Source organism: Microcoleus sp. PH2017_05_CCC_O_A (genome assembly GCF_020738785.1).
Lineage (GTDB): Bacteria > Cyanobacteriota > Cyanobacteriia > Cyanobacteriales > Microcoleaceae > Microcoleus.
In genome coordinates this window covers 14,570-27,112 of the sequence record NZ_JAEQCB010000151.1, presented here as the reverse complement: position 1 = coordinate 27,112, position 12,543 = coordinate 14,570, and the positions used below count along the sequence as shown (strand labels likewise).

The following is a 12,543-nucleotide window of genomic DNA, read 5'->3' as shown; positions in this document are numbered from 1 at the left end:
AGGCAGACATCAATGAACATTTTTTGCAGGATAATTGCCATTCAATCAGAAGCGAGATCCCCAATGGCTCCTACACAAGTAGTTACTTTTGTCAAATTTCTTGTTAAGAAAGATGTTTATAAAGCATAGGATCGAAGGGGGACTTTGATCGGAATCTTGTCCCCCCCTTAGTAGGGGCGGTGGATGGTGCGGGCCCGCCCTCGGCTAGGGTGATCGGATTCTATGCAACCTCATAAAAAATTGCTATAAGCCATTAATAGTTAACCAAATTGGGTTAACTATTAACACTAAGTGTAATTGGGTTAGTCGAATCAGTTCATTCGGACTGTCAAGGCATCTCGTGCTTGTTCTCGATCGTCAAAATGGACTTTTTCGGTGCCCAAAATCTGATAATCTTCGTGTCCTTTGCCTGCAATCAGCACGCCATCTCCGGGTTTAGCGTCCATAATAGCAGTGCGAATGGCTGCGGCGCGATCGCACATCACGACGGGTTTTACGTCAGCGGGAATGCCTGCGAGCACATCTTCCAAAATGCGATCGGGATTTTCGGTGCGCGGATTGTCGGAGGTAACAACGGCTATATCGGCCAACTCTGCCACGATTTTACCCATGATCGGGCGTTTCGTGCGATCGCGATCGCCACCGCAACCAAACACACAAATCATTTGACCGGGAATAAACGGCCGCGAAGCCTTCAACAAGTTCTCCAAACTATCTGGAGTGTGCGCGTAATCGACAATTACACTAATATCTTGATCGGAACTAATTTGCACCCGTTCCATCCGTCCCGGCACTCCCGAAAACAAAGCTAATTTCTCCACAATTGCGGACAAATCTAAACCCAATTCTAAAACCGCACCGACAGCAGCCAGCATATTGGATAAATTGAACTGACCGACTAAAGGCAAAACAAAAGCAGTTTCGCCCTTGGGAGTGTGCAGCATTCCCTTAACTCCATTGGGCTGATACTGCAAATCAAAAGCATACAAATCAGCAGTTTTGTCCGTAGTGCTGTAACTCCATACTTGCTCGGATTTGAGGCTTTCAACAATCCGCCGTCCGTAGGAGTCGTCAATATTAATTACAGCGCGATTTTTGAGATAATTTTGACTAAACAAAAGCGATTTTGCCTCAAAATAATCCTCCATATCGCGGTGATAATCGAGATGATCTTGAGTCAAGTTGGTAAACACAGCAACTTCAAAAGTACAGCCCAAGACTCGCTGCTGTGCTAAAGCATGGGAACTGACTTCCATCACCCCGTGTTTGCATCCAGCGGTGACAGCTTCTGCTAGCTGTTTTTGCAAGTCGATCGCAAAAGGTGTAGTGTAAAGTGCAGTTTGTTGAAAACCCGGCCAGCGAGTGTAAAGCGTGCCGAAAATTGCTGTCGGCAACTGCATTTGATTGAGCAAAAATTCGATTAAATGAGTTGTTGTAGTTTTGCCGTTAGTCCCAGTAACGCCTACAAGTTTTAATTTGCTAGCAGGATTGCCGTAAAATGTGGTGGCTATTTGACCGCAAATTTGAGCCATGTCGGTTGCCACAATCACGCAGGTATCCCCGTCTTGGGGGGGTGTTTTCTCGGCGGCTTGAGTGGAAATTATGGCCGCAATTGCACCGCTGGCGATCGCACTTTGCCAAAAATCTCCGCCATCTACCCGCGTCCCCGGCATTCCCAAAAACAAATCCCCCGCCTGACAAGCATGGGAATTAGTAGATAAACCCTTGACTTCGGCATCGAGGGCGCGATGTTGGGTGTCAAAGGAAATGCCGGGAAGTGTTGCTAATAATTCTCTCAATTTCATCTGAAAAACTCCTCACTTGGATGTTTTGAATATGACTTGCGCCAGAAATTGTTCGATCCGCTATCTACAAGCCTTTTCGGTGTAAAATCGGCACTCTCCGGGCCAAGAGTGCGGACTCGGCACCCAAAGGGCTTGATTTTTTGCGTTAAATCATATTATTCTGATTGATCGATTTGCAAATATTTCTGTAACATTTGCTCCAATTGTTGAACTGTACAGCGGGGAGAAGGACGAGGTAATTGTTCTTCTGGGGAAAATGCAGCGTCGCCACCAGAATTTTTGCGTTGGGACTCCACTTTAAACAAAACTGGCACTTCGTACTGGTAAGCTTGAAACCAGTCATCACGTTCGGTAATGTCTCGTACTTCCAATTGAAACTTGAGGCTTTCAATCTGTTCGAGTTTTTCTTGCAACCCTTCGCACAAGTGGCATCCGGGTTTGCTGTACAAAATCAATCGCATCATCAGAGTACAATTAGACTTGATATTAAATTCTCGAAAGTGTGAAAAGTGCGATCCTCTTCGAGGGCTTCGCTAACGGAAGTTGGCGAACCAGACTTCGCAAAAAGCAAGCCCCGGCATGATTGACCTCAACGCACGATCGAGGCTATCTTAGCATTGGTGGCGAACCGATTACTACAATTTGCCATCTCAATGCAAATGCCAGCCGATCGAACCCTACACTTTTTCTGTAAAAAATGCAAATTACGCCGGAAATATCTTGCCGAATTAAATTATTGCGTCTGCCTCTGATCATTGGGATTGTTACTATTCACTCGTCCATCAATTCTGTGGGATATGCTGACAAATTTTTCCAGACGTTGATTGCCGGGACTTGGGGCGGTTCTTGCGTGGCTTTTCTGTTCATGCTTTCAGGCTTCCTGTTTTTCAGGAATTTTAATTTATCGCTGAATTCTTACAAGGAAAAGCTCCAATCTCGGTTTTGGACTCTCCTGGTTCCCTATTTGTTTTGGAACTTGGCTTTATTGACACTGGTGTTAATTGTGATCAACGTACCAGCAACGAGTGGAATTATCCAAGGGCATTACAAAAAATATATTGGAGACTACAGTTTTGCCAACTTTATAGATTGTTTAACTGGATATAAAAGCCTTTATCCGATCGCATTTCATTTCTGGTACGTCCGGGATTTGATCGCGATGGTGATTCTATCTCCGGTATTTTTGCTGATCGCTAGAAAGATACCTTATCTAGGTATAGCTTTGTTTGCCGCGCCTTGGTTGCTGGATTTTCAAATTGGTTTTAGCATCCAGTGGTTGGGGCCGTTGTTCTTTTATTTGGGATGTCTGATTGCTGTTCAAAAATTGGATCTAACTTGGCTCGACCGACGAAAAAGTGCGATTATCGGTATATACTTAGGCATGGCTCTTGTGCTGACAATTACGCAAACAGCCGACATTAAAACTTTCCAGCACCAGTTAGAATGCTGCACGAGAGTAATGGGTACGGCGGCCATTTGGTGCGCTTCAGATTTAGTGTCGGGAAAGCTAGAAAAAGCCTGTTTTAATTTTTCTGGTTTGGCATTTTTTGTTTATGCTATTCACGAACCGACGGTAACAGTTTTTAAGGAAGTTTTTAACAAGTTGTCAAAGCCTTCCAGTTCGATAACTGTGATTGTATACTATTTATTGACAATCATTCTAGCAACTTTAGTGACGCTGGCGGTGGGGAGTTTTTTACAAAGGTATACGCCTAAGTTCTTTCAAACGATCACAGGTGCAAGAGGATAATCAGATGACAGTTGACAGTTGATAGTTGACAGTTGATAGTTGATAGTTGATAGTTGACAGCGACCTCTCCCTTGTGGGGAGAAATGATATCAAATCCGGTACCATCGGAATTATTCAGATCTCTATTCTCTCCCTCTGTGTCCTCTGTGTTCTCTGCGGTTAAATCATTCCCATGCAACCGGAAACAATATGAATAGTCTGATTTTAATTTCTCCCTACAAGGGTTCCGGCTTTCAACCAATTCTTTCTGGTAAATGCTGGTTTGGGTTTTCCTTGACTAATGAATCAAGCTTCAGTATAGTATTACAAGTAGCCCAACAAAAAAGGAGGCTGTATGGAGTGGATGGAATACGCAGAAGCTAAGCGAAAATCAGCCAAAAAAATTAGCGCCGATATTCGAGAACGCTGGAACAATCGCATTGTCACGCGGGGATTGCACTTGATGGGTGAAGCGGGGGCGGTGCAGTATTTAGCTGATTACGGGCGCGGAATTGGCACGGGAAAAGTTATTAGTTTTGCACTGTGTGCGGAGTCGGAAGGATACCCGGAAATGGCGATCGGCTTTTGGAAAAGAGCGTTTGAATTGGAAACCGGAGAAAAGCCGACTAAAAACACTCCAAACAAGTCTACCACCAATGCTGCTCCTGCTGCAAAATCAAAGGTTGCGGCCAAAGTTGAGACTGTCAATAATCCGATTGTCCCCGAATTACCTCCGCACTTGCAGCCGGGAAGGATTGTGACGATGCAGCCGGTTGACGCGCCCAGCGAACGTTCTTATTACATCGAAAATCCCGACTATTGGGGACAGCCAAAACGCGACGGCAATCGAGTGGTGGTCGTGGCGACGCCAGATAAAGTATACTACCAATCGCGATCGACAAACCTGCGACAACAAGCGTCAATTGCGATCGATCGCGCTTTAATCGACACAGCAGCTAAAATTGGCATCTTTGTCTTAGACGGCGAACTGTATTACAAAAGCTATACGGGCAGCGAACATCGCACGGGCGCCCAAGCTGCTACAGTTAATATTGAAAGCGGTTTTCCGACAACCCAGCCAACGGCAGTTTATGCCATTTTTAAAGCTTTGTTTTCCCACGGTAAAGACTTGACTGGGTTGGCGGAATCCGAACGAATAGCCGCCGGAGTTGCAGTTGGCGAAATCTTGGCAAGTTTATCTACGGAATTTGAAATTGTACCGACATCTCGCACCGCAGGCGAAAAACTTTTACTGGCGCAGCAGCAGGAAGCTGAAAACAGAGAAGGTGAAGTTTGGGTTTTGCATAACTGCTTCTATGTCGGCGGCAAAGATGTTAAAAAATCTCCGATGGTGAGGACTAAATACTGTCAGGAATATGACTTATTTATTGTCGGGTTGACTCGGACAAAAGTAGCGGGGCGGCCGTTTAGTGCGATCGAAGTTGCACAAGAAATCAATGGCAAGTTAGTACCGATCGGAACAGTGGGAACGGGCTTTAGCAGCGGGGAAATGCTAGAAATTGCCCGACTGTACGAGGCGAACCCTCGCGGAGTCAAAATCAAAGTGCGATCGCAGGGATTGACAGAAAGTGGCAAACTGTGGCACGCCCGATTCCTGGAAATTTGTTAAAATAGCACGGCGGTTGAAACCGCGTCTATACAAACGATGTCTGCCTCCGCAGACTCAAGAAAATAACATAATTTTGCCGTCCGGTATTCAGCCATGTCCTAGCCGGATCTATGAATTTCAACGGGTGCATCTGGTTTTAGCAAATATGTTTGTAGGGGCGAAGCATGACCGCAATCAATATGGGATGATAACTAATAACTTATATGCGGTCATGCTTCGCCCTCTTCAAAAGTGAAATGCACCCATTTCAACAAATATTATCGCACAAAATCAGCCGGGATAAATCAATGGTAATCAGCAAAAACAATTTCTACATTTCACCAGAAGAATACCTAGAAGGCGAACGAGTAAGTCCGATCAAACACGAATACAGACGCGGACACGTTTATGCAATGACGGGGGCAAAAAACCCTCACACTATTATTGCTAGCAATCTAATTCGCCTATTGGGAAATCATCTTCTGAATACGCCATGCTTAGTTCTTACCTCTGATGTCAAAGTCAGACTGGAAGAGGCGAATTGCTATTATTATCCTGACGTGGCGGTAACTTGCGACGAAAGAGATACAAGTTCAACTGAAGACTCCATTCTCTATCCATCTCTAATTATTGAGGTGCTATCTCCTTCAACTGCATCTTTTGACAGGGGCGATAAATTTGCCGATTACCAAACTACATCGAGTTTGCAAGAATACGTACTCATCACTCAATCGGAAATCCAAATTGAGTGTTTTCGACTCAATGGTGAGGGAAATTGGGTTTCTCAGATTTACCGACAAGGAGATGAGTTAGAATTAACAAGTATAAATTTTCGCTGCCCGATCGCCCAAATTTATCAAAAAGTTCCAGGTATTATATGATGAAAGATACAACCAGGTTCGTAATGAGGACTTTAGTCCTTCTCCAGAATCCAAAGAAGGACTGAAGTCCTCACTACAAACCTAAACTACGAACCTAAATTAAGCCCTCACGTTGAAAAGTATAGATTTTCGCCGATCGCCCAAATTTATCAAAAAGTTCCAGGTATTATATGATCGAAGATGAAAGAATTTTTTCAGCCACGAAATCCTTTGGTTCGTACCTTCGCACAAACATTGAGACGCTGCTGTCCCGAGGCGCTTAACTTGTTAAATTCCGGTGCCATCGAAACAGAAATCGACTTATTTAAAAAACGTTACCAACAATCGCTTCCCGAAACATTTTATGATTTTTATCGCTGGTATAACGGTTCGGCTTACGAGAGTTCAGAAAATCAGTGGCTGTTGCCTTTTGAACACGGCAGGAGTATTTTATCTTTGGCATCAATTGCCAATGAGAAAAAATTTTGGGACGCCCAGAGTCAAGTTAATTTTCAAGAATGGCAGCCCGGAGAATATTGGAACAAAGCATGGATTCCGTTTATGAAAGTAGATAATTTGTGGCTGCGGGTTGTGGATACACAGGGCTGTTTCGGCGGGATTCCGGGACAAATTATCAGTTTCGAGTGCAAAGGCGAACCTTTCAGAAGTATTGAATGCGATTCCTTTGATAAGTGGCTGGAAACTGCGATCGCCAAAATTGAGTTAGAATGTTTGTTTGCAGAGTTTCACGAAATCGGCTTTGAGGAAGAAAAGGCAGTATTTGCGATCGAGAAACGCATCAATCCCCACCGGCGCAGCGTCGAATTAGTACCGCGTTGAGGCAGGGCTACGGAAACGGCATTGCCCATTGGTGTCAACTTAAGGTTAAACGTAGTGCCGGTCTTCTGTCTAGCGATCAAGGCCCAGATCCCCCCTAACCCCCCTTAGGAAGGGGGGGACAAGAAGCGCTCAAAGTCCCCCTTCTTAAGGGGGATTTAGGGGGATCTGGCCTCGGCTATAAACAAGAGATACAACGGTTTTCAGGCTGGTTGTTTACACCAATGGACATTGCCGTTTCCCTAAAGATATTCACGTATAATAACTTACAAAGAAAACAATGATTAAAATTTTACACCTTTCAGACATTCACATGGGCAGCGGCTTTTCCCACGGCCGCGTCAATCCAGAAACCGGGTTAAATACGCGGCTGGAAGACTTCGCGGCGACGCTAAGTAAATGTATGGATAGAGCAATTTCTGAACCCGTAGATTTAGTTATATTCGGCGGGGATGCTTTCCCGGATTCAACGCCGCCACCGTTTGTTAAAGAGGCTTTTGCGAGCCAATTCAGCCGCTTGGTAGAGGCGCAAATTCCGACGGTTTTGCTAGTAGGAAATCACGACCAACATTCGCAAGGACAGGGCGGCGCGAGTTTGGGAATTTATCGGACTTTGGGAATACCTAAGTTTATTGTAGGCGATCGCCTGGAAACTCACCTCATACACACCCGCAGTGGCGCCGTACAGGTGGTGACGCTGCCTTGGTTGACGCGATCGACCTTAATGACGCGATCGGAGACTGAAAGCCTATCTGTAGGCGATGTTAACCAATTATTAACCGAAAAACTGACGATCGCCCTAGAAGGAGAAATCCGCCGCCTCAATCCCGAAATACCAACCGTACTATTAGCGCACTTAATGGCAGATAAAGCAAGCCTGGGTGCAGAGCGTTTTTTAGCAGTCGGTAAAGGATTCAACATACCCGTTGCCATGCTAACACGCCCTTGTTTTGACTACGTAGCCCTCGGTCACGTCCACAAACACCAAAATCTCAATGCCAACAACAATCCGCCCGTAATTTATCCCGGAAGCATCGAACGAGTTGACTTTAGCGAAGAAAAAGAAGACAAAGGCTTTGTGTTGATTAATTTGGAAAGGGGGAAAGCTGAGTGGGAATTTTGCACTTTGCCGGTGCGGGTGTTTCAGACGATTAAGGTGAACGTATCTGAATCGGAGAGTCCGCAAGCCGACTTGGTGAAAGCCATTGGGAAGAAGGAAATCCAAGATGCTGTCGTAAGATTAATCTACCAATTGCGATCGGAACAATTAGACTTAATTGATAACGCCGAATTGCACGCACTTCTCGGCGCAGCCCACAGCTACACAATTCAGCCGGAATTAGTCAGTCAGCTAGCAAGGCCGAGGTTGCCGGAACTAAATGCTAATAATAGTATAGAACCTTTAGATGCTTTGAAAACTTATTTAGCAAGTCGCGAAGATTTGAAAGATATTACTGACAGTATGCTAGAAGCCGCGCGGGATTTATTGGGAGTTGAAGAAGAAGTTTTAGTCGAATTTTAGTAAGTTATATCAATTCTCAGAAAGATGAGGTACGTTGTTGGGCTTCAGCCCTCTTAGTCTAAGCGGTTATAATAAGCCGTCAGTCATCTTTTTAAGAAAGGCTATATATCAATGCCGGCTGTACCGTCAGGTGATTTAACCGCAGAGAACGCAGAGAACACAGAGGAAGAGAAGAGAGAGATGAATAATTCCGATACTAACGTATTTGATATAACTAGAGGGAAAAATGAGAATCAATAAGATTTCTGTCGCCAAACTTTTTGGAGTTTTCAACCATCCGATTTCTCTCAATATGGAAGATAGAATTACGATCATTCACAGTCCGAATGGATTTGGTAAAACAGCATTATTTAGGCTAATTAATGGATTTTTTAATTCACGTTACTCAGAACTTCGGACTATTCCATTTACAGAGTTCCGGTTAGACTTTGATGATGGTAGTTGTCTACAAATAACTAAGTCTATCGATGCACCTGAACATGAAAAAGATAAAAATTTAATGTTTTACTTTGCTAAGCCTGGTGCAGCAAAAGAGATATTCTCACCGAATTTAGCAATGGACTCAATAGATTTCTCAGCGGGAATTAATGTGTCTTCGGATATCACAGATGATGCACTACAGTCATCAGGTGACATAGAAATACCAACTCAATTTTCAGAATTGGAATTAGAACGTATTCTCGTTTTTGAAGCTAGACAGTTAATATCAAGGTTAGCAAAGAGCGTTAAGCAAGAACCAAAATGGTTATCAGAACTAAGAAGTTCTATCGACATTCATTTTATAGAAACTCAGCGCTTGTTAACTACCTCAAATGTTCCTGAAGCAACGGTATACACGAAACACCATTCAATGATTCCCTCAGTTGATATCTATTCTCAGGAACTCGCAGAAGATATCCAAGCAAAGCTGACTGAATATGGTGCATTGTCTCAATCTCTAGAAAGAACGTTTCCTGCAAGAATTTTCAATAACAAAGCACCCTCATATCTAACAGAGGAAACGCTGCGTAACCAATTAAATGAAATCGAGGAAAAGCGTTCTCGTCTCAGAGAAATTGGTCTTTTGGATAACGACGAGAATCCTGATTTTCAAGTAAAACAAAATATTGATGGAGTCACAAAAAACATTCTGTCAGTTTATGTTGAAGATGTAGAACAAAAACTCATGGTTTTTAAGGAACTCGCTACTAAAATAGAACTCTTCAAAGGGATTATCAAACAGCGATTTCTCTATAAAAATATGAGCATCAGTAGAGAGAAAGGTTTTACCTTTACAACGGCGGATGGTAAACCTCTGTCGCCGACAGACTTATCTTTCGGAGAACAGCATGAATTGGTGATGCTTTACCAGTTGTTATTCAAGGTGAAACCTAACTCTCTGGTTCTGATTGATGAACCAGAAATTTCGCTGCACGTAGCGTGGGAAGTCGAGTTTCTCAAAGATTTGCAAGCAATTATTAATCTGGCAAACTTTGACGTGTTGTTAGCTACTCACTCTCCAAGCATTATAGACGATCGATGGGATTTGACAGTGGGGTTAAAAGGGCCAGTTGAATGAGAGAATACATTACCCCTAACTTCATTGCTAACCAAATCCGCCTGCTGCGAGATCGAGTTCAATATACTGAACATTCTTTTCTAATCGCTGAAGGAGACACAGATTCGCGGGTATGGAAGAATTTGGTAGACTCCACAAAGTGTCGTGTAGAAAATGCCCATAACAAAAACAATGCTGTTGCAGTGCTAAATATCCTTGAACAAGGTAACTTTGCTGGTGTTTTGGCTATTGTTGATGCGGATTTTGATATACTAGAAGGAAGTGTTTCACTCAGTCCGAACTTGCTGTTCACAAATACTCACGATCTCGAAACTATGCTGCTGAAGTCGCCAGCACTTGAAAAGGTGCTTTTGGAACACGGATCGGAAGACAAAATAAAGAGTTTTGGTAAAGATATTCGCCAGACTTTACTTGAAAGTGCCAAAGTTATTGGTTATTTGCGATGGGCTTCGCTGAAATTTAATTATTGTTTAAGATTTGAAGATTTAGCTTTTAAGAAATTTGTGGACGATCGCACATTAATATTAAATCAATCGGAGTTGATTAAAACTGTGAAGAACAACTCTCAAAAGCTGGGACTTGATGAACCAGAAGTTAAAGCAAAGATGGATAGCTTAAAAACAGATGCCCAAGATATGTGGTATATTTGTTGTGGTCACGATATGATTTGTATTTTGTCGATCGCACTTTGCAAAGCCCTAGGCACGTGCAACTCCAAGCAAGTTGAGCCAGATGTACTAGAAAAAGACCTCAGACTTGCTTACGAGTCTTCTCATTTCCGGCTGACACAACTCTACACAGCTATTCAAGACTGGGAAAAAACCAATCAACCTTTCCAGGTACTTTCTAATCCGTAACTTCAACCCTCCCAAAAACCTCACCCGCAGCCAACCGAGCACCATTGGCAAAATCCACGCCAGACTGAACTTTTTTACCAGCCAACTGCACCTCCCGCAATAATAGCAAACCATCGCCAGTTTGGACGATCGCCCCAAAGCCCTTCACAACCTTCACAACCTCCCCATTTGCGCCCGACAACTGATCCAAAAGGGGCCATTCCCGTTCCAAAACCCTCAACTCCGGCGGTAATTGCAGCCAATATTCCGGCCCCACCGGCACAGTTGCGATTACTTTCAGGGAATTACCGCGAAAAGTCGTAGTGCAATCCGGGAAAAAACCCCTAACTTGATTGTGAAGCGCGATCGCACTTTTCGACCAATCCAGCACAAAATCAGCCGCCTTAATCATCGGCGCATAAGTCGCCTCATCATCATGCTGAACAACCGGTTCAACTTCCCCATCCCTCAATTTTATCAAAGTTTCCACCAATAAATCCGCCCCAAGTTCCGCCAACCTGTCGCCCAAAGAATCAGCATTATCCAACAGCGTAATTCCCGCAAAAGCCTTCAAAAGCATCGCCCCAGTATCCATACCAGCATCCATCAGCATAGTAGTAATTCCAGTAGCCTTTTCCCCATTAAAAAGACACCGCTGAATCGGCGCCGCCCCGCGATACTTCGGCAAAATTGAACCGTGAACATTAACGCAAGCCAAACTAGGAATATCCAGAATTTCTTGAGAAAGAATCTGGCCGTAAGCCACCACCACAAACACATCAGCCTCTGCTTCCCGCAACTTAGCAATAGTTTCCGCATCCTTCTTAATTCGGCGCGGCTGCAAAACTGGGAGACTGTGATTTAAAGCCACATCTTTTCCCACAACCTCAAATTCTGGATGACTCAGCAAACTGGATAAAGTAGGAACAGCAAAGTCAGGAGTGCCAAAAAAAACAATTTTCATCGATTTTTAGTTAGTTTTTATAATAATAACAAAATTACGCCATCAACTCATCCAACACCACGCTAAAACCGGACAACACAAGCTGAGTCTTCGCCACCTCACCAGGCTTAAATAAAACTGTCGCACCTTGAGTAATTACTAACACCCAACTACTCTTCGGAAATAGCAGCCAAACTTCCAAACAACCAGACTCTAAATACTCCTGTGCTTTTGCAAAAACATCATCAGCAAAATCGTTAGGCGAAACAATCTCAGCTAGCAGCGGAAAACTCTGCGGCAAAACTGAAAACTCTCCAACTTGCGCCAACAGTTCAGGAGTAATATAAGATACATCTGGTATTCGCCCTTTTTTCAGAGTTTGACAAGTGACTTCCACATAAACCTCGCCCCCTTGCCCGCTTGAGATCATGTAACTTCTCCAGTAATAATCTAGCTTTGATTGAATGCGACGAGTCTTTGCAGTCATTCCCGGTTTCCCTACTACTTCTCCATTCACAAATTCTACAGGATGTTTGACTATCACTTTACCGTCTGCCCACTCCGTCCCGTCAGGAGGATTTTGCATCCATTCTTCCAAAGTTAAATCTAACTGTTCTACACTAAAACTTGTCATCTGATTCACCAATTTTACTGCTAGTATCGATTTTATCATATCTGCCAAAACATGAAAAAATCCTTGAATATGCGGCAGCTAGCCAGTCGCAGCTTGTTGGCAGATACCGCACAACCACAGTTGACAGTTGACAGTTGACAGTTGACAGTTGACCTAGAACGAAGAGGATTGGAGTAATGAATAGTCTGATTTTAATTTCTCCCGCTCCGG

The 12,543-nt window shown here is 43.8% G+C and carries 11 protein-coding genes; 7 read left to right on the top strand and 4 right to left on the bottom strand.

Going from position 1 to position 12,543, the window contains the following annotated elements; all coding sequences use genetic code 11:
* Window positions 1-311: 311 nt before the first annotated feature.
* Together JGK20_RS27210 and JGK20_RS27205 are read right to left on the bottom strand one after the other, a co-directional pair.
* Complete coding sequence (locus JGK20_RS27210; RefSeq protein WP_293186676.1) at window positions 312-1,805, bottom strand: UDP-N-acetylmuramoyl-L-alanyl-D-glutamate--2,6-diaminopimelate ligase; 1,494 nt, start codon at window positions 1,803-1,805, stop codon at window positions 312-314.
* Between the two features lie 155 nt (window positions 1,806-1,960).
* Entirely contained in the window at window positions 1,961-2,266 is a 306-nt protein-coding gene (locus JGK20_RS27205) for a glutaredoxin family protein (protein WP_293186689.1), read from the bottom strand.
* Between the two features lie 236 nt (window positions 2,267-2,502).
* Between JGK20_RS27205 and JGK20_RS27200 the strand changes: the two genes are divergently transcribed.
* The 7 genes from JGK20_RS27200 to JGK20_RS27170 all read left to right on the top strand — a co-directional run bounded on the left by JGK20_RS27200 (window position 2,503) and on the right by JGK20_RS27170 (window position 10,777).
* Window positions 2,503-3,555, top strand: a complete 1,053-nt coding sequence (locus JGK20_RS27200; RefSeq protein WP_293232799.1) for an acyltransferase — start codon at window positions 2,503-2,505, stop codon at window positions 3,553-3,555.
* Between the two features lie 334 nt (window positions 3,556-3,889).
* Window positions 3,890-5,164: an ATP-dependent DNA ligase gene (locus JGK20_RS27195; RefSeq protein WP_293208117.1), complete on the top strand. Its 1,275-nt coding sequence runs from the start codon at window positions 3,890-3,892 to the stop codon at window positions 5,162-5,164.
* Between the two features lie 287 nt (window positions 5,165-5,451).
* Window positions 5,452-6,024: a Uma2 family endonuclease gene (locus tag JGK20_RS27190; RefSeq protein ID WP_293208120.1), complete on the top strand. Its 573-nt coding sequence runs from the start codon at window positions 5,452-5,454 to the stop codon at window positions 6,022-6,024.
* Between the two features lie 180 nt (window positions 6,025-6,204).
* Complete coding sequence (locus tag JGK20_RS27185; protein ID WP_293211995.1) at window positions 6,205-6,843, top strand: SMI1/KNR4 family protein; 639 nt, start codon at window positions 6,205-6,207, stop codon at window positions 6,841-6,843.
* 277 nt (window positions 6,844-7,120) lie between these two features.
* Window positions 7,121-8,362: an exonuclease SbcCD subunit D gene (locus tag JGK20_RS27180; protein ID WP_293232797.1), complete on the top strand. Its 1,242-nt coding sequence runs from the start codon at window positions 7,121-7,123 to the stop codon at window positions 8,360-8,362.
* Window positions 8,363-8,588: 226 nt separating this feature from the next.
* Complete coding sequence (locus tag JGK20_RS27175) at window positions 8,589-9,920, top strand: AAA family ATPase (protein ID WP_293198887.1); 1,332 nt, start codon at window positions 8,589-8,591, stop codon at window positions 9,918-9,920.
* Complete coding sequence (locus JGK20_RS27170) at window positions 9,917-10,777, top strand: DUF4435 domain-containing protein (protein WP_293198885.1); 861 nt, start codon at window positions 9,917-9,919, stop codon at window positions 10,775-10,777. Before JGK20_RS27175 ends, JGK20_RS27170 begins: the two co-directional genes overlap by 4 nt.
* On the opposite strand, the gene fmt is transcribed toward JGK20_RS27170, so the two are convergent.
* Both fmt and JGK20_RS27160 read right to left on the bottom strand, forming a co-directional pair.
* Window positions 10,767-11,720: a methionyl-tRNA formyltransferase gene (gene fmt, locus JGK20_RS27165; protein ID WP_293232795.1), complete on the bottom strand. Its 954-nt coding sequence runs from the start codon at window positions 11,718-11,720 to the stop codon at window positions 10,767-10,769. The genes JGK20_RS27170 and fmt overlap by 11 nt on opposite strands.
* A 34-nt stretch (window positions 11,721-11,754) precedes the next feature.
* A complete protein-coding gene (locus tag JGK20_RS27160) occupies window positions 11,755-12,372 on the bottom strand; it encodes a Uma2 family endonuclease (RefSeq protein WP_366039540.1) in 618 nt (205 codons plus the stop codon).
* Between the last annotated feature and the right edge of the window lie 171 nt (window positions 12,373-12,543).